Consider the following 18,552-nt stretch of genomic DNA (forward strand, 5'->3'; position numbering starts at 1 on the left):
CGCCGTGGCCCCCTTCAATCGAGTACTTATGTCATGTCACCGCGACTGCTTTTAACCCTGTTTTTGTGCCTGTCACCAGTGGCTGCCACACCTTCTTTGGCTCACCCCGGCCATGAAGATCAGCTCAAGGCCATCGATCAGGCGCTGGCCAAGGCGCCGGACAATCAGGCGCTGTACTTGCAGCGGGGCTCCGTCTACGGCGAGATCGGTCACTTCACCGAGGCGGAAAACGATTTCGCCCGGGCCCGCGAGCTCGGTCCGGCTGAGCGCGTGGATCTTGCCGAGAGCATCATGCTCTACGGCAAGGGTGACCTCGCCGCAGCCATGGCGCTGGCCAATCGCCACGTGCAGACGTTCCCCAACGACCCGGAAGGGTTCCGGCACAGGGCGTTTATCGCCCGCGATGCCGGCAACCACGCGCGCGCCCTGGCAGACCTGCAAACCTATTTCAGGCTACAGGCACGTCCCAGCCCGGGCCTGTTCGTGTCCGCCGCCAATATGCTGGTAGGGGAGGGGCGCCCCGAGGATGCGCTCGCCGTGCTCGACCAGGGCCTTGAGCAACTCGGCATGGTGCCGCAGCTACAGCGCCAGGCCATCAGCCTGGAGGTCGCCGCAGGCCGACTGCCAGCGGCAATTGCCCGGCAGGAAGCCATGCGCACCACCCTGCGCGACAGTGCGCGCTGGAAACTCGACACCGTTGACCTGCTGCAACAGGCCGGGCGCAAGGCAGATGCCAACAAGCTCCTCCAGCAGGCGCAAGCGCAGCTGGCCGCACAGCGCGACACACCGGCACGACGCGCGCTGGAAGATCGCGCCGTGCGGCTGGCAGAGGCGCTCTCGGGCTGATATAACGGGGGCCCGAACACGCCACGAAGCGGAGCCTCCCATGACTGCCCAGCAAACCACCGCTGAGAGGGCCTCGGCCCTCGCCGACACGCACGTTGTTGAAAACGTCTCCCGTGAACTGGAAAACTACAACCTCTACACGCAGGATCGGGCGCTGCAGGACGCGGTGGCGCGTGAAGGGGCAGACTGGGCCAACGAGAGCCTGGTCGCCTTTGGCCATGCGGTGGGCCGGGCGGACTACCTGCAACTTGGCTTTGCCGCCAACAAGTACACGCCGGAATTCGATACCCACGACCGCTTCGGCAATCGCGTCGACCTGGTCAGCTACCACCCCGCCTACCACACCCTCATGGACAGCGCGGTCAGGCACGGCCTGCATTCGTCGCCCTGGACTGACCCGCGATCGGGTGCACATGTGGCCCGCGCCGCCCACAGCTACCTGCAGGGCCAGGTGGAGGCGGGGCACGGCTGCCCCATTACCATGACCTTCGCCTGCATTCCTTCCATTCGCACAGCGCCCGCCATTGCAGCCCTCTGGGAACCCAAGATCACCGCGCGCACCTACGACCCGCGCAACGTACCCGACACCGAGAAACAGGGTGTCACGATTGGCATGGGCATGACGGAAAAGCAGGGTGGATCCGACGTGCGCAGCAACAGCACGCGTGCGCACCCGCTGGGCGCGCGCGGCACCGGGGAAGCCTACGAACTGGTCGGGCACAAGTTCTTCCTCTCCGCCCCCATGTGCGATGCGTTCCTGGTGCTGGCGCAAACCGAGGCCGGCCCCAGCTGCTTCCTGGTGCCCCGCTGGCGTCCGGATGGCAGCAAGAACCCGCTGCAGGTGCTGCGCCTGAAAAAGAAGCTGAGCAACGCCTCCAACGCCTCCAGTGAAATCGAGCTGCGCGGCGCACTGGGCTGGCTGCTGGGTGAGGAAGGTCGCGGCGTACGCACCATTGTGGAAATGGTCAGCCTGACCCGCTTTGACTGCATGATCGGTTCCGCGGCCGGTATGCGCATGGCCGCCTCTCAGGCACTGCACCACTGCAGCATCCGCGAGGCCTTTGGCCGCGTGCTGAACGCACAGCCGTTGATGCAGAACGTGCTGGCCGACCTGGCCATTGAAAGCGAGGCCGCGCTGGTCCTGGGCATGCGCATGGCGCGCGCTCTGGACAATACCGGCGATGAACGCGAGGCGCTGTTCATGCGCCTGGGCGTTGCCGTGGGCAAGTACTGGGTATGCAAACGCGCGCCCAACCATGCCTACGAGGCCATGGAGTGTATCGGCGGCAGCGGGGTGATGGAGGACAGCATGATGCCGCGGCTCTATCGCGAAGCACCGGTAAACGCCATCTGGGAGGGCAGCGGCAACGTGCAGTGCCTTGACGTCCTGCGTGCCATGCAGAAGTCGCCCCGAGTGGTCGAGGTGTTTCTGGATGAACTGGGTGCTGCGCGCGGTGCCCACGCCACGCTGGACCGCGAAATTACGCGCCTGCAGCAGGATCTGGCCGCTCCCGAGGACTTCGAATACCGCGCTCGGGATGTGGTGGACCGCATGGCGCGGTCGCTGCAGGCCGCACTGTTGCTGCAACACGCACCCACCGGGTTGGCGGAAGCCTTCTGCAACTCCCGCCTGGGCGGCGAGGGCCAACACAACGTGGGCACCCTGCCCCGCGGCGTTGACTGCGCGGCGATTATCGAGCGCGCCACCCCACAGGCCTGAAGCGCCACCGCTCTGGCGGCACGGTAGCCGCTAGTGAAGGCGTTTATTCCTCGTCGTAGTGTCCGCGTGCGAGGTTCTCAAAGCGAGTGAACTGGCCAATAAACGCCAGCCGACAGGTGCCGATGGGGCCGTTCCGCTGCTTGCCCAGGATGATTTCCGCGGTGCCCTTATCGGGCGAATCCTCGTTGTAGACCTCGTCGCGGTAGATGAACATGATCACGTCAGCATCCTGCTCAATGGCGCCTGACTCACGCAGGTCGGAGTTCACCGGACGCTTGTTCGGACGCTGTTCCAGCGAACGGTTGAGCTGCGAGAGTGCCACCATGGGGCAGGCGAACTCCTTGGCGATCGCCTTCAGGCTGCGCGAGATTTCCGAGATCTCGGCGGTGCGGCCCTCGGAGGAACCCGCCACCTGCATCAACTGGATGTAGTCCACCATGATCATGCCGATCTGCCCGTGCTCGCGGGCAATGCGCCGCGCGCGGCTGCGCAGTTCAGTGGGTGTCAGCGCCGGGGTATCATCAATGAACAGCGGCAGGTCCTTGAGCTTGGACACCGCACCGCTGAGTTTGGGCCAATCTTCCTGCTCCAGCTTACCGGTGCGAATCCGCGTTTGATCGATGCGCCCGATAGAGGAGAGCATACGGATAATCAGCTGTTCCGCGGGCATCTCCATACTGAACACCAGCACCGGCTTCGCCTGGGAGAGCACCGCGTTCTCGACCAGGTTCATGGCGAAGCTGGTCTTGCCCATGGACGGCCGGCCTGCAACGATCACCAGGTCAGAGGGCTGCAGGCCCGAGGTTTTACGGTTGAGCTCAATGAAACCGGTATCGAGGCCGGTGATGTCGCCCCCGGAGTGGAACAACTCCTCGATGCGCGCCAGCGCCGACTGCAGCAACGGGTTCACATCACGGGGACCGCCGGCCTTGGGGCCCTGCTCCGAGATCTGCATGATCAGGCGCTCGGCCTCATCAATCAGCTCGTTGGAGCTGCGCCCCTCTGGGCTGAAGCCGCTCTCGGCAATCGTTTGCGCCGCCTCGATCAGCTTGCGCAGGCTGGCGCGCTCATTGACCACCTCCGCGTAGGCTCGGATGTTCGAGGCACTCGGGGTATTGCTGGCCAGCTCCGCGAGGTAGGAGAGGCCGCCCGCGGCGTCCAGCTCCCCATTGGCGGTGAGCCGGTCTGCGACCGTGATCACGTCAATCGGCTGGGTGGCCTCAGCCAGACGGGCGATCTGACGAAAAATAAGGCGGTGGTCGGGGCGATAGAAATCGTCCGCGGTGACGGTTTCCGCAACAGCGTCCCAGCCATCGGCTGACAACAGAAGGCCGCCGAGCACTGACTGTTCGGCCTCGATGGAGTGGGGCTGCATCTTGATGCGCGCGACGTCCCGGTCGAAGTTGCTCCCGCCACCGGCAAACGGTGGTTGGGCGATCATCTCGGAATAGTCGGTCTCGGGCATGAGGGCGTGCTGCGGCCTGAACGGCCACACAGGTTAGCGGATTTTGGCTTGCAGGGTAACCGCGCGTCCGACAGTTTGCCGGACGCGCAGCGCTACAGCGGGATAAACCCCGGCCAGAGCCGGGGCCACGGCAGGCTTACTCGGCAACAACCGCAATCACAACGGTCGCGGTAACGTCACCGTGAACCTGGATATCCACTTCAAACTCGCCCAGTTCACGCAGCGGACCTTCTGGCAGGCGCACTTCGGCCTTGTCCACTTCACAGCCGGCAGCGGTAACCGCTTCGGCGATATCGCGGGTACCCACGGAACCGAACAGTTTGCCTTCTTCACCCGCATTGGCGCCGATGGTGACCGGCTGCAGGGCGTTGATCGCCTCGGCACGTTGCTCGGCGGCAGACCGGGCTGCAGCCGCGGCCGCTTCCAGTTCCGCACGACGGGTTTCGAACTCGGCAATATTGCTGCGTGTAGCAGGCACAGCCTTGCCCTGCGGTACCAGGTAGTTGCGGCCGTAGCCGGCTTTCACGTCAACCTTGTCGCCCAGGCCACCCAGGTTGCCGATGTTTTCCAGCAGAATGACTTCCATTTTGACTTCCTCTTTTCGGGGGCCAGGCCCCTTACGTGTAAATTCTCAACCCCGGTTGTCGCGATCGTCTTCTTCATCGCGCCGGCGAACATCTTGCCCGACAGCCGCCCAGCGCTGGCGGAATCCCCACCAGCTGTCCACCACCGCCAACAGCACCACCAGCAGCTTCACCAGGTCCACCAACAGCCAGCCCACATACAGCGCCGTGAGCAGACCACTGCCGCGGCCCCGCTGCGCCACGCGCGCGTGCGCCAGTGCAAGCCCGGCAGCCGTCAGTGGCACTGCGCACACCGCCGCCCAGGGGCGGAATTCAGGCCCCATGGCCACCAGCGCCGCTGCACCCACTACCAACAGCGTACTCACCGCCGGCGGATAATACAGCGTGCGAAACTCGCCGCCAAAACCGCCCGGATTATACAGTGCTGCCTGCCACCAGCGGGCCAACAGCAGGCACAGTACGCTGAGCATGGCGTTGGCCGCTCCCAGCATGCCGGCCACCTGCAGGGCCGTTGGCCGGGGCAGCGCAACAGCGGCGTTATCCGCCGCCATCTGCTGCTCCAGGCTGGCGAGAAACTGGTCAAAAAACGCCAACATCTGCGCCAATAACTCACCGCCGAATACGCTGATACCGAGCCCGGTCAGCAGTCCTACCGGCACACTGGCGAGTAGCGCCAACGGCAGACTCACGGTCGACCGCAGCACCAGCGCCAGTGCAGTTGTACCCAGCAACAGGGCAAACGGGCCGCTGTCGCCAAACACCAGCATCAAGGCACCGGCGGGCAACACGGCCCACAACAGCAGCCACAGCCCTTGCCCCGGCCCCTGGCGCAGGGCGACCAGCGCAATAGCAGCCGCGCTGATCCAGCAGAACAACAGGCTGCCGGAACCGGCAACGGCCACCAGCAATGCCTGCAAGCGGCCGCGCATGATGAAATTGGCCAGGCCTTTCAATCGGGGCCTCCCGGTTCCTGATGACCGCTCGCGGCCATCACCCTGAGGGATTCCTTACTTGTGGGAATCCGAGTAGGGCAGCAGCGCCAGAAACCGCGCGCGCTTGACCGCGGTAGACAGCTGACGCTGGTACCGTGCCTTGGTGCCCGTGATGCGGCTCGGAACAATCTTGCCGGTTTCGGAAACATACGCCTTCAGCGTTTCCAGATCTTTGTAGTCGATTTCCTTCGTGCCTTCGGCAGTGAAGCGACAGAACTTACGGCGACGGAAAAAACGTGCCATGGTGCTACTCCTCGTAAACTGTACTAAACGTTACAACGCAACAGCCGGCTTATTCGCCGGACTCGTCGTCGCCCTTGTCTGCCGAATCATCATTGCTGTTGCTGCGCGCAGTGCGCTCGGCGTCAGCTGATTGGCGCTCTTCGTAACGGGTCTTGCGCTCGCGGCTTTCTTTCTCTGCCTTCATGATGAAAGATTCATCAGTGACGGCCTCGTCGCGGCGAATAACCAGGTTACGCAGGACGGCATCGTTGAAGCGGAATGTCGTAGTGAGTTCTTCCATCGCTTCGTTGGACGCTTCAACATTCATCAGCACGTAGTGTGCCTTGTGAATCTTGTTGATCGGGTAGGCCAACTGACGACGACCCCAGTCTTCCAGACGGTGCACACTGCCGCCGTCTTTCTGGATGGTGTTGGAGTAGCGCTCGATCATACCGGGCACTTGTTCGGACTGGTCCGGGTGGACCATAAATACTACTTCGTAATGACGCATGGTGGCTCCTTACGGGTTAATGCTACCCACCGGGGCGGTGTAGCAAGGAGGATCGGCTGCCAAAACAGCCGGGCAAAATTCAGGCCGCGGATTCTATAGATTTTCCTCGGTCGCCGCAAGCATTACGCGGCAGGTCAAACGGCACGTTGGCGCACCACCTCGAACAGGCAGATACCGGTCGCGACCGACACATTGAGGCTGCTCACGCTGCCCGCCATCGGCAGCTTGATCAGGTAGTCGCAGAGCTCACGGGTGAGACGGCGCATCCCGTCTCCCTCCGCACCCATCACCAGGGCCACGGCCCCGCGCAGGTCGGTGTCATAGATCGTGGCATCCGCCTCACCGGCCGTGCCGTAAATCCACACACCGCGGGCCTTGAGTGCCTCCAGTGTGCGGGCAATATTGGTCACGCGGGCGAACGGCACCGCCTCGGCGGCACCGCAGGCCACCTTGCTCACCGTGGGGCCCAGGTCAGCGGATTTGTCCTTGGGCACGATTACCGCATCAACACCGGCGGCATCCGCACTGCGCAGGCAGGCGCCCAGATTGTGCGGATCAGTGACTCCATCGAGCACCAGCAGGAGCACGGGATGCGGGCTGTCATCCACCAGCTGCAGCAAGTCCACCTCGTCCAGCAGGTTGTCACCGGCTGACTCCGAGCCCGCCACGGCATCCAGCGTGGCTACCGCGCCCTGGTGGCGCCCGCTGACGCGCTCATCCAGCACCGCGCGCGGGGCGCGCACCACCGCTACCCCCTGATTGCGTGCCAGGGTTTCCAGCGCGGCAATCCGCTTGTCCGACCGGCCCTGCTGCAATGCCAGCTCGCGGATCGACTCGGGTTTGCGCCGCAACAGGCCATCAACGGCATGAATGCCGAACAGATACTGCATGACAGCCGCCTAGCGCCGGCGCCGCCGGGACTTGCCCGCCGGCTTGGCACTGTCCCCCTCGCCACCCTTGCGTGACCCTGCACCAGACTTTGTAGCCGCTTTCGGCTTTGCGGCACCTGCCTTCTTGCGCGGCGGATTGGCAGAGGCTGAGCCTTCAGCTTTGCGCTTGCGCGGCTTGTTGGCCTTGGCCTTGCTGGCGGGAGGTGCGTCGATCAACTCCAGGTCGATTTTCTTGTCGTCCAGGTCCACCCGGGCAACCTGCACGCGCACGCGCCCGCCCAGCCGGTAACTGCGGCCACTGCGCTCACCCACCAGCCGCTGTTTGGACGCATCGAAACTGTAGTAATCGCCGGGCAACGCGCTGATGTGGACGAGGCCTTCTATATAGATGGGCTGTAATTCCACGAACAGGCCAAAGGAGGTTACCGCCGCGATAACGCCGTCGAACTCATCCCCCACATGCTCCTGCAGGAATTCACACTTGAGCCAGGACTCCACATCGCGGGTCGCATCATCCGCACGCCGTTCGGTCATGGAGCAGTGCAGGCCCTGGGCCACCATGTCGCGCTCGTTGTAGGGAAAGATCGCCTCGCGCGGGATCTCCGGGGCACCGCGCTGGCGCTGCACCGTCTTGGTACGGCCCTTGGAGCGGATGATGTGACGAATACCCCGGTGCACCAGCAGGTCCGCATAGCGCCTGATGGGCGAGGTAAAGTGCGCATAGGCGGGATAATGCAGGCCGAAGTGGCCCTCGTTTTCCGGTGTGTAGACGGCCTGGCGCAACGAGCGCAGCAACATGGTCTGGATGACATTCGCGTCGTCGCGCCCTTGCACCGCGTCCAGCAGGTCGCCGTAGTGGGCGGGTGTGGGCTTTTCACCACCGCGCAGGTCCAGGCCGAGCTCGCCGAGGAAGGCGCGCAGGTTTTCGAGCTTCTCGGGCGTGGGGCCCTCGTGCACCCGATACAGCACGGGCAGCTCGTGCTCTTCGTAGAATCGCGCTGCCGCCACATTGGCGCAGAGCATGCATTCTTCAATCAGCTTGTGCGCATCGTTGCGCACCACCGGCACAATGGCGTCGATCTTGCGCTGCTCGTTGAACAGGATCCGGGTTTCTGTCGTTTCGAAATCGATAGCCCCGCGCACATCACGTGCCTTGCGCAAAACCTTGTACAGCGACTGCAGCCGCTTCAGGTCCTTGAGCCGGTTCTTGTCAATCTGCGGATCGCTGCCACCTTCCAGCGCTTCGCCCACCTGGGTATAGGTGAGGCGCGCCTGGGAGTGAATAACCGCCTCGTAGAAACGGAAACCGGTGAGCTTGCCGGAGCCGCTCAACTCCATCTCACAGACCATGGCGAGACGATCCACCTTGGGCTTGAGCGAGCACAGACCGTTGGAGAGCGCCTCGGGCAACATGGGTACTACCTGCTCGGGGAAGTACACCGAGTTCCCGCGCAGCGCCGCCTCTTCGTCCAGCGCGGAACCGGGGCGCACGTAGTGCGACACATCAGCAATAGCCACCCACAGGCGCCAGCCGCGCAGGCGCTTTTCACAGTACACGGCATCGTCAAAATCGCGTGCATCCTCGCCATCGATGGTGACAAACCCGAGGCCGCGCAGGTCAGCGCGATATTTCTTGTCTTCCTCTCGCGGCTCCTCTTCCAGCGAGCCCGCTTCGCGCAGTACCGCCTCGGACCATTCGTGCGGGATGCCGTGGGAGCGGATGGCAACGTCGATTTCCAGACCGGGGTCAAGATGGTCGCCGAGCACTTCCACGATCTGGCCCTTGGCACCGAGGTTGCGCGTGGGGTAGTCGGTGATTTCCGCCGTCACAATCTGGCCGGACTTGGCGCCGCCCTTAAGCTTGGGCGGAATCAACACCCGGTGGTTGACACGGCTGTTGTCCGGCACCACGAAACCAATGCCGCTCTCCTCCTCATACCGGCCGACAACACGCGACGTGCCGCGGTGCAGCACCTCCACCACACGGCCTTCCGGACGCCCGCGGCGATCCAGGCCGATGATGCCCACCAGCACTTCATCGCCGTCAAACACAAACTGCATCTGCCGGGAACTGAGGTAGACGTCATCCCCCTCCTCCAGCGGGATGGCAAAACCGTAGCCGTCACGGTGGCCCTGCACACGGCAACGCAACAGGTTCAGCTTGTCCACCAGGCCATAGGCGCCGCGCCGATTGACCATCAGCTGGCCATCGCGCTCCATGGCGCGCAGCCGTTTGCGCAGCGCCTCAACCTGCTCCTCTTCATGCAGGTCGAGGTCGCGGGCGATATGCGGGTGACTCAAGGGTTTGTCCGCGGCTGTGAGCAGGTCGAGGATGACTTCGCGGCTGGGAATCGGGTTGTCGTAGCGTGCGGCTTCGCGCTCGGCGTGGGGGTCGGCAATCTTGCCTTTTTTAGCCATAGGTAACGGGGCTTCCTGTCGTGATTTAACGTGGTCTAAATTTTAGGTGGCAACAGTATACGCGAGGATTGACAAATCTGCTGCGGAAAAGTAAAGTGCGCGCCCTCGGGTAATCCACCGTGATTGCACGATGCCCAGGTGGTGAAATTGGTAGACACGCTAGCTTCAGGTGCTAGTGCTCGAAAGGGCGTGGAGGTTCAAGTCCTCTCCTGGGCACCACACTACTTCAGTCATTCCCCGTATGACTTCCCCCAGCCGCGAGCCTGTCCTTCAGCGCTTGAAGCGCGATAGACCCAGAAAGCCGTAATCGAAAGCAGGTGTTTCTCCGGTTGCCAGATCGACCAGCATCTCCCCCAGTACCGCAGCGAACTTGAAGCCGTGCCCCGACAATCCAGCGGCAAAAGCGACGTTATCGTTCCCGGGGTAACGGTCAACAATGAAGTGATCATCCGGTGTGCGCGTGTAAAAGCAGGTTTGATGCCCCAAACGCTCGCTCCCTACTCCAGGTAGATGCTGGCGCACGAAAGCTTCTATGCGCTGGCTGTCCACAGAGTCTGGCGCTGTGCTCGCGGCGAGCGGGTTGCTCACCACCTCTCCGCCACTGTGCTCGGCCACCTTCAAACGCCCGTTCATAGCCGGGAAGCCATAGAACTGGCCATGAGGAAGCTCAAAGAAGAAACCGCTTTGGTGGCGCGGATCGTCGCAGGGAAACCAGTGCATATGCTTGCGTTGGACGGTGAGCGGCAACTCGAGCGTTTGCAGCAGCCGCGAGCTCCATGCGCCCCCGGCAACTACCAGAGCATCGGCGCCGTATCGGCCAAGGTCGGTGGTCACGCTCACGCGGCGGTCCGTCGCTTGCCAATCAACCACCGACTCACCCCAGCGGTGCTCTGCCCCGGCCGCGGCCGCCTGCTCCAGGTGTGCCAGCACACAGCGTTCAACCGGCAGCCAACCGGCATCAGCCTCGTATAACGCGGTAAAACCATCCGGTGGAGAGAATTGGGGCATCGCGTTGCCACGCAGCACGTCCACGGCCAACTGGTGCTGACGCGCAGACGCCAGCACGCCCTCAATGATCTCGCTATCTGAGGGACCAAAGTACGCCACACCGCTACGGTGCAGCAAGGTGGGATCGAGCTGATCCCAGAGTACGTAGCTACGCTGCAGCAACGGCACATAATCGGCGTGCTCAAAATAGGACAGGCGAATCAGCCGCGATTCACCGTGTGAGCTACCCCGATCATGCGCCGGTGGAAAACGGTCAAGCCCCAGGCAGCGCAGCCCGCGCCGGGCGGCGTGATAGAGCGCGGCGCTGCCGACACCGCCGGTGCCGAGGACGATCAGGTCGTAGTGCTTCATCGCACGCACAGCCGAGGAGGCAGGCGACTATCCACACTGCCTGCCACGTGCGAACCTTGCCCACAACATGCCACCGTGTCGGGTAATTTTCATCGCCATCACATACCCACCAACATCCACACCCCCGCAAAAATCATGAACACATTCTCTGTGAGGGAAACAAACCCCAGCGGTACCTGGCTGTCACCACCGACGCAGGCACACTTCAGCTCCCGCTTCTCCATATAGACCGCCTTGAACACGGACACCGCACCCACCGTGCCGATAAACAGCGACACCGGCGCGAAAGCCCAGGGCAACACGCCGGCGAGCATACCGATCCCTGCATAGGCCTCCGCGAAGGGGTACACATAGGCGTAAGGCACATAGCGCATGGACAGCAGGTCGTAGGTCACGAATTGATTGGAAAACGCCGTGAGATCCTGCAGTTTCTGTATCGCGAGCACCACCATACTGAGACCGATGAAGGTCGCCAGCAATGCCGACCAATCCAGGGCGCCGCTGCGCCCCCACACCAACGCCAGCGCCGCGAGTGCGCAGGCACCGAATATCGCGATAACCGGTTTGTAGGTGGTGCCTGAATCGCCCTCCTGCTCCAGGCCCAGATGCGACCGCAGTGCTTCGTAACCACCAACGCGTTCGCCCGCGATAAACACCTGTGGCGTTGTCTCCACACCGTGCTCACGCTTGAAGGCGTCGGCCTCCTCCCGCGAGGCGAGTACCCGGTCATCCAGGTCATAGCCCTGGCGCCTGAGCAAGTCGCGGGATTTAAGCCCGAATGGGCAGAGATGATCAGCCGTCTCCATCCGGTACAGAGTCGCTTGTTTGCTCATGGTTTACCTCCCTTCTCGTCTCTCCTCACAAAAAGTGTAGACGCTGTGCGCGTCAACCGCGTGGCAGCTCGCCTGAGCCATGGCGCAAACCCCATCGACGCCAGAGCAAATACACGGTTGGCAGGACCAGCAGGGTGAGCAGCACGGCGCTCGCCATGCCCCCCACCAGCGGCGCCGCGATGCGCTGCATGACCTCGGTGCCCGTTCCGCTGCCGAACATGATCGGCAGCAGGCCCAGGATAATCGTCGCCGAGGTCATCATCACCGGACGTATACGGCGCCCGGCGCCGCTGAGGACAGCCGCGTTCAGTTGCGCGGTGGTTGGCCGCCCGGCCGTCTCTTCCAGCAACCGACGCCATGCCTGGTCAAGGTAGACCAGCATGATGACACCGATCTCCACGGCCACACCCGCCAGCGCGATAAAACCAACCCCGACCGCCACCGAGTAGTTGAAACCCAGCAGGTACATCAACCAGACACTGCCCACCATAGCCAGTGGTAGTGTGCCCAGTATGATCGCCACTTCCGCCACGCTGCGGAAGTTGAGGTACAGCAGCACCACGATGATGCCCAGGGTCAGCGGCAACACGTAGCTGAGCTTTTCCTTGGCCCGCAACATGTATTCGTACTGCCCGGACCACGTCAGCGAATAGCCGGGCGGCAGCTCAACGCGATCGGCGACGACGGTTTGTGCCGCACTCACATAGCCACCCACGTCCACGCCCTCTATATCCACAAGCGTCCAGCCATTCAGCCGCGCGTTCTCGCTCTTGATTGCGGGTGGCCCATCCTCAACGGTCACACCGGCGACATCGGCCAGTACGATATGCTGCCCTCCGGGAGTGACAATGGGTAGCAGCGCCAGCTGTTCAGGCGAGTCACGGTATTTCTGCGGGTAGCGCAGGTTGACCGGATAGCGCTCCTGCCCTTCGATGGTCTGCGTGACGTTCATGCCGCCCACCGCCGTGGCCACCACCTGCTGTATATCCGCGACGTTGAGCCCATAGCGCGCGGCGCGAGCGCGCTCTATATCCACCTTGATATAGCGCCCACCCGCGACACGCTCTGAATAGACCGACGCGGTACCCGTAACCTCCTGCAGCACCTGCTCCAGGCGTTTCCCAATACGCTCAATCTCCTGCAGATCGGGCCCGGCCACCTTGATACCCACCGGCGTTTTGATACCGGTGGCGAGCATGTCGATGCGGGTCTTGATCGGCATCACCCAGGCGTTGGTCACACCCGGCAGCTTCACCAGCGCGTCGAGCTCCTGCTTGAGCTTTGCGGTGGTCATTCCCGCTCGCCATTGCTCACGGGGGTGCAACTGCACGAAGGTTTCGATCATGGTCAGCGGAGCCGGATCGGTCGCCGTCTCTGCCCGACCCACCTTGCCGAACACGCTTTTTACCTCGGGCACGGTGGCGATGAGGCGATCCGTCTGTTGCAAAAGCTCGCGAGCCTTGCCGATGGAAAGCCCCGGATACGTAGTAGGCATGTACATCAGGTCGCCCTCATCCAGCTCGGGGATAAATTCACTGCCAATCCTGCCCAGTGGCCAGAACCCGACCACGGTAACCAACAGTGCGAGCAGCAAGGTCCTTGCGGGGTGGCGCAGCGCCAGCTGCAACACGCGCAGGTAACCGGCGGTGAGGAACCGGTTGACCGGGTTGCGGTCTTCCGCCAGCACCTTGCCGCGAATGAAGTACCCCATGAGCACGGGAACGAGGGTAATGGCGAGCGCGGCACTCGCCGCCATGGCATAGGTTTTGGTGAAAGCCAGGGGGGCGAACATGCGCCCTTCCTGCGCCTCCAGCGTAAACACCGGCACGAAACTCACGGTGATGATCAGCAGAGTAAAGAACAGCGCCGGGCCCACTTCCGCCGCGGAATCCGCCACAATGCGCCAGCGGTTCTCGGGTGTGAGCGGTGTGCGCTCCATGTGCTTGTGCATGTTTTCGATCATCACAATTGCGCCGTCGATCATGGCACCAATGGCAATCGCAATGCCGCCCAGCGACATGATGTTGGCGTTCAGCCCCTGCCAGTGCATGACGGTAAAGGCGGCCAGAATTCCCACCGGCAGGCTGACAATGGCCACCAGTGAGGAGCGCACGTGGAACAGAAAGGCCATGCACACCAGGCCGACGACCAGAAACTCCTCGAACAGCTTGCGCCACAAATTGTCCACCGCGCGCTCAATGAGTGCGGAGCGGTCGTACACGGTGACGATCTCCACCCCGTCCGGCAGACCGAGTGCCAACTGAGCCAAGCGCGCCTTCACCTGCTCTATGGTCTGCTGCGCATTTTCACCGTAGCGCATGACTACAACGCCCCCGACCACTTCACCTTCGCCATTGAGTTCGGCGATACCGCGGCGCATTTGCGGTCCCAGCGTGATATCCGCAACATCCTGCAAGCGCAGCGGTGTGCCGTTGGCATCGAGCCCGAGCGGGATATTGGCGAGATCATCCGGACTTTTTATGTAACCTGTCGCCCGCACCATGTACTCCGCTTCGGCCATTTCCACCACCGAGGCACCTATTTCCTGGTTGCCGCGTTGGATCGCGGTCTGCACCAGTGACAGGGGGATGCCAAATGCGCGCAACCTGGTTGGACTGACCTTCACCTGATACTGCTTCACCATCCCGCCCAGTGCGGCAACCTCGGCGACACCGGGAACGGTCTGCAGCTCATACTTCAGAAACCAGTCCTGCAGGCTGCGCAGCTGACTGATATCGTGTTTGCCACTGCGATCAACCAGCGCATAGAGATACACCCAACCGACCCCGGTGGCGTCCGGGCCAAGCTGTGGCTGCGCGTTATCGGGCAACGTGGGGGCAACCTGCGACAGATATTCCAGAACGCGCGAGCGGGCCCAGTAGAGGTCGGTGTCTTCCTCGAAGATCACGTACACGTAGGAATCCCCGAAGAACGAAAACCCGCGCACGGTGACTGCCCCCGGCACCGCCAACAGCGCAGTGGTGAGAGGATACGTCACCTGGTCCTGTACCACCTGCGGCGCCTGGCCGGGATAGCTGGTCTTGACGATGACCTGCACATCAGAGAGGTCAGGGATGGCGTCGACTGGGGTATTCTTCAGCGACCACGCCCCAGCAGCCAGGAGTAGCACCGTGGACAGCAACACGAAGAAGCGGTTGTGCACCGACCAGCGAATGATGGCGGCAATCATCGCGTGTGCTCCCTGGCGTGGCCGCTGTGATCATCCACCTGTTCGCGCGCCGCACGGGTATGCTCCTCCATGCGCAGGAAGTCCGACGTTTTACTGGACTCGGAATCGATGAGGAATTGCGCCGAGGTCACGATGCGGTCTCCCGCCGCTATGCCGGCGAGAATTTCAGCCTGTTCCCGCCCGACTCGCCCCGCCGCCACCGCCACCGACTTGAAGCGCCCCTCGCCCAATGCCAGCACCAGCCGGGACTGCGACCCGGTGCGAATCAATGCTTCGCGGGGCACCAGTAGCCTTTGCTCGCCCGGCGTGGTCGCAACTTGCAGCTGGGCGAACATGCCGGGGCGCAAGACGTGATCGGGGTTGGCCACCCGCACCCGCACCTGCAGGGTGCGCGTGCGGGTATTCAGGGTGGGGTAAACGTAGTCAATCCTGCCCTCCCATTCTCGTCCTGGAGCGAAGTCCAGCTGTATGCGTACGGTGTCGCCCACCTGCACTTGCGTTGCCTGGCGCTCGAACACTTCACCGATCACCCAGAGGTGATCGAGTGAGGCAATCGACAGGGTCTCCATACCCGGTTTGACGTACATCCCCTGGCGCACCTGCAGTGTGTCGACCACGCCATCCTGCGGCGCCGTGACGGTAACCGTGCGGCTTACTGTGCGGCTGTCCCGAAGCGTGCGTATCGCCTCTGGCGGCACCCGCAGCGCCTCGAGCCGCTCTGACGCGGCCTTGACCAAAGCCGGGTCGTCGCGCCGCCAGGCCAGCAACAGTTCTTCCTGGGCATTGACCAGAATCGGTGAATACAAGGTATACAAGGGCTCGCCGCGGCTGACCGGATCACCGGATGCATTCACGAACAGAGTCTCGATCCAACCCTCTACGCGCGGATGAACATGCCGCAACTGGTCTTCATCGTACTGCACGTAACCCATCGTACTGATGAGAGACGGAAGGCGCCCCATTACGACTTCGGCCGTACGCACACCGAGGTTGTTGGTCACCGCAGGGGTAATACGCACCGTGCCCGTGGCGGCCGCGTCAGCCTTGTCGGCATAAACCGGTATCAGGTCCATGCCCATCGGCGACTTGCCCGGCGCATCGCGGCGGTAGTTCGGGTCCATGGGAGCCACCCAGTAGAGTGGCTTAGCAGCCGTGTCTTCGACCGCCGGCGCCGGTGCTGCGCTGTTCCACCAGAACGTTGCAAGCACGCCAGCCAACGCGCCCAGCGTTGTTGCGGCAACGGTTTTCATCATTGCGTTCATTGCTTCGCTCCTGCGCTATTCACCGTCGGCTGCGACCGGCCGCGGTCGGCCGCAACCAATAGATAATCCACCTGTGCCAAAAGCTGCTGCCGCTCCACCGAGATCGCGAGCGACTCCATACGGGCATCAAGCTCTGCTATCCGCGCCCGCACGGCCTCGGCGAAGTCACCGTCATCATTGTTGTAGGCCGCGAGTGCCGCCTCCGCCTGATCGGCCATCTGCGGCAATAGCTGTTGCGCATACAGTGCCTCACGCTCCTGTACGCGCTGCACACGGGCCAGCGCCGTCTCCAGCTCGGCAAGCAGCTGGCGCGCGAGCAACTGGCGATCTGTACGCAGTGCCTCCGCACGGGCCACGGCTGCCCCGACCTGTCGGTCCTGGCGGTCCGCGGTAAACAGTGGCAGGTCAAATGTCACGCCCACACTGAACAGATCGGCGCGATCGCGACCCAGTGGGTCATCATCGCGGTAGCCATACTGCGCACTGACACCCCAGGCCGGCTTGTACCCCTGCCGGGCAAGCTCCACCTCGGCGGACATGGCCTCTACACGCTTGTCGAGCGCCTGCAGCGCCGGGTGGCGGACAATCAAGTCGCGGTATTGCTGAGTAGCACCCAACGCAGCCGGCGCCTTCACCGAGCCGCTGATGTCAGGCGCGAGCAAGGGCAGCAGAGCACTGTCGCCGATCCACTCGGCCATGCGCCGCTGGGCGGCTGCGCGGCGCTCCTGCAGCGCGACGAGACGATCTTCAAGCCGCGTCAGCTCCAGTTGCGCCCGCACCAGGTCCTGCTGACGGGTAGTCCCCAGTGCCGCCGCGTAGCGGAGTCTGGCGGCGTCATATAGCTGCCTGAAGAGCCCTCGGCTCTGCTCCACCAGCGCGATCGTCTCCTGCGCCAAATACGCCGCGAACCACAGCTGCGTCACGGTGCGTTCTACCTGCGCGGCCCGGTCCGCACGTCGCAGGGGCTCTTGTTCCGCCAGCCGGATTTTCTGTTGCGCCGCTAGTGCGCGGCTGTCACCGCGCGGAAACGCCTGGCTCACGCCGACGGTAAACTGGGTCATCGCCTCCTGGTTGATTGCAAAGGTATCCAGCGGCAAATTCCCGGCCGTCATGTTGATACGGGGGTCTGGCAAGCTGTCAGCGGCGGCGGCCTCGTCAGACAGCGCCTGCTGTCGGTAGGCACTACCCGCAAGCCAGGGGTCGGCTGCAACGGCCAGCGCAACCGCCCGGTCGCGCGTGAGTGCCGCCATGTCTGATTGCGCCAGCGCCGGCGCACACAGCAACAGCAGTGACCAGAGAGCTCTCTTTAAAACATTCATTGTCTTCCCTCGAAACCCTTGCTGCCCCATCACGCCGGGATTTGACCACCCGGAACGCCGTGGGATAGCTCGCGCAACAACAGCTTGCACCTGCGCCGCACGCGCACAGGCAAACGGCGGCTGGCAGGGCGCTGATTACGTTTGGGGAGTAGCGAACTCCCGCCGCAATGGGTGTGAGTGGCCAAATTTCAGGCGCACTAACCCCGCTTCAGCGGAAAATGGGGGGACGAAATAGCGAAACGCCGTCAGCCGACACACACGCGACCGGACTTCCAGCGTTAAAGATAGTGGAGCAGGGGGGAGTTTCGAGTACCAGGGAGTCAACCAGCGCCGCTCCGGAGGACAGGCAGTGCAGCAGGGAACACTGCAGTGCGTCACAGCATGACTGCTCAGGGGCGCCGGCCTCAGCCGCTAACGTGTGCCCGGCGTGATCCATGACCATTGCAAACTGTGCAGACTCGGGCACACTGCCGGTATCCATCATGGTGCAGGGAGCAGACGCAACCGCCCCCAGCCGACCCGCAAAGGCCAGCAGAGCAATGAGCACAACACACATCTTATACTTGCGCTGCAACATACGCCTCGCGGGGCTGGAAACACCCCACTAGTGGGACGCTTGATTAATTAGGTAACGCATTCTTTGCTCTATCAACGGCTGCGAGGATACCCTTCGCATCCTTGGTCCATTTGAACGGTTTGGCCAACGTGCGATTGTGGACTTTAATAAAGTCGAGTAATGCTGCTTTGAGCTCTGGGACGCTGGTGAAAACTCCGCGGTAGAGGGCGCGCCGTTCAAGCTGGGCAAACCAACCCTCTACTGCATTCAGCCAGGAGGCACTGGTCGGCGTGAAATGGAAGTGAATGTAAGGCCTGGCCTCCAGCCAATCTCTGATCTCTTTCGTTTTGTGGGCGCTGTGATTATCGAGAATGATGTGCAGGTC

General features: G+C 62.9%; 15 protein-coding genes and 1 tRNA gene. 3 read left to right on the forward strand and 13 right to left on the reverse strand.

Annotation, left to right across the window (positions count from 1 at the left end):
• The first annotated feature begins 33 nt into the window (after window positions 1-33).
• Window positions 34-846 carry a tetratricopeptide repeat protein gene (locus tag G533_RS0116220; RefSeq protein ID WP_035528565.1) on the forward strand — a complete coding sequence of 271 codons (813 nt, stop codon included), beginning with the start codon at window positions 34-36 and terminating at the stop codon, window positions 844-846.
• A gap of 40 nt (window positions 847-886) precedes the next feature.
• Entirely contained in the window at window positions 887-2,566 is a 1,680-nt protein-coding gene (locus tag G533_RS0116225; RefSeq protein WP_027950876.1) for an isovaleryl-CoA dehydrogenase, read from the forward strand.
• Between the two features lie 43 nt (window positions 2,567-2,609).
• On the opposite strand, the gene dnaB is transcribed toward G533_RS0116225, so the two are convergent.
• The 7 genes from dnaB to rnr all read right to left on the reverse strand — a co-directional run bounded on the left by dnaB (window position 2,610) and on the right by rnr (window position 9,648).
• Window positions 2,610-4,031 carry a replicative DNA helicase gene (dnaB, locus tag G533_RS0116230; RefSeq protein ID WP_027950877.1) on the reverse strand — a complete coding sequence of 474 codons (1,422 nt, stop codon included), beginning with the start codon at window positions 4,029-4,031 and terminating at the stop codon, window positions 2,610-2,612.
• 136 nt (window positions 4,032-4,167) lie between these two features.
• On the reverse strand, window positions 4,168-4,617 hold the full coding sequence (rplI, locus tag G533_RS0116235; protein ID WP_027950878.1) for a 50S ribosomal protein L9: 450 nt from the start codon (window positions 4,615-4,617) through the stop codon (window positions 4,168-4,170).
• Between the two features lie 45 nt (window positions 4,618-4,662).
• Window positions 4,663-5,568 carry a hypothetical protein gene (locus tag G533_RS22395; RefSeq protein WP_051230498.1) on the reverse strand — a complete coding sequence of 302 codons (906 nt, stop codon included), beginning with the start codon at window positions 5,566-5,568 and terminating at the stop codon, window positions 4,663-4,665.
• Between the two features lie 54 nt (window positions 5,569-5,622).
• Window positions 5,623-5,850, reverse strand: a complete 228-nt coding sequence (rpsR, locus tag G533_RS0116245; RefSeq protein WP_027950879.1) for a 30S ribosomal protein S18 — start codon at window positions 5,848-5,850, stop codon at window positions 5,623-5,625.
• Window positions 5,851-5,899: 49 nt separating this feature from the next.
• Window positions 5,900-6,340, reverse strand: a complete 441-nt coding sequence (rpsF, locus tag G533_RS0116250) for a 30S ribosomal protein S6 (RefSeq protein WP_027950880.1) — start codon at window positions 6,338-6,340, stop codon at window positions 5,900-5,902.
• Between the two features lie 134 nt (window positions 6,341-6,474).
• A complete protein-coding gene (gene rlmB / locus G533_RS0116255; protein WP_027950881.1) occupies window positions 6,475-7,230 on the reverse strand; it encodes a 23S rRNA (guanosine(2251)-2'-O)-methyltransferase RlmB in 756 nt (251 codons plus the stop codon).
• A gap of 9 nt (window positions 7,231-7,239) precedes the next feature.
• Window positions 7,240-9,648, reverse strand: a complete 2,409-nt coding sequence (gene rnr / locus G533_RS22400) for a ribonuclease R (RefSeq protein ID WP_035528570.1) — start codon at window positions 9,646-9,648, stop codon at window positions 7,240-7,242.
• Window positions 9,649-9,780: 132 nt separating this feature from the next.
• On the opposite strand from rnr, the gene G533_RS0116265 reads away from it, so the two are divergent.
• Window positions 9,781-9,867, forward strand: a tRNA-Leu gene (locus G533_RS0116265).
• 51 nt (window positions 9,868-9,918) lie between these two features.
• On the opposite strand, the gene solA is transcribed toward G533_RS0116265, so the two are convergent.
• The 6 genes from solA to G533_RS0116300 form a co-directional block, all read right to left on the reverse strand.
• Window positions 9,919-11,007 (reverse strand): N-methyl-L-tryptophan oxidase, encoded by a 1,089-nt coding sequence (gene solA / locus G533_RS0116270; RefSeq protein WP_027950882.1) that lies wholly within the window; start codon window positions 11,005-11,007, stop codon window positions 9,919-9,921.
• Window positions 11,008-11,105: 98 nt separating this feature from the next.
• Window positions 11,106-11,840, reverse strand: coding sequence for a MauE/DoxX family redox-associated membrane protein (locus G533_RS0116275; protein ID WP_027950883.1), 735 nt, complete (start codon window positions 11,838-11,840; stop codon window positions 11,106-11,108).
• Between the two features lie 52 nt (window positions 11,841-11,892).
• A complete protein-coding gene (locus G533_RS0116280) occupies window positions 11,893-15,030 on the reverse strand; it encodes an efflux RND transporter permease subunit (protein ID WP_027950884.1) in 3,138 nt (1,045 codons plus the stop codon).
• On the reverse strand, window positions 15,027-16,292 hold the full coding sequence (locus G533_RS22405) for an efflux RND transporter periplasmic adaptor subunit (RefSeq protein WP_051230500.1): 1,266 nt from the start codon (window positions 16,290-16,292) through the stop codon (window positions 15,027-15,029). Before G533_RS22405 ends, G533_RS0116280 begins: the two co-directional genes overlap by 4 nt.
• Window positions 16,289-17,611, reverse strand: coding sequence for a TolC family protein (locus G533_RS0116290; RefSeq protein ID WP_027950885.1), 1,323 nt, complete (start codon window positions 17,609-17,611; stop codon window positions 16,289-16,291). Before G533_RS0116290 ends, G533_RS22405 begins: the two co-directional genes overlap by 4 nt.
• 620 nt (window positions 17,612-18,231) lie before the next feature.
• On the reverse strand, window positions 18,232-18,552 hold a 321-nt coding region (locus tag G533_RS0116300), incomplete at its 5' end, for a transposase (RefSeq protein WP_205622638.1).

It is taken from the genome of Haliea salexigens DSM 19537 (genome assembly GCF_000423125.1).
GTDB classification, from domain to species: Bacteria; Pseudomonadota; Gammaproteobacteria; order Pseudomonadales; family Halieaceae; genus Haliea; species Haliea salexigens.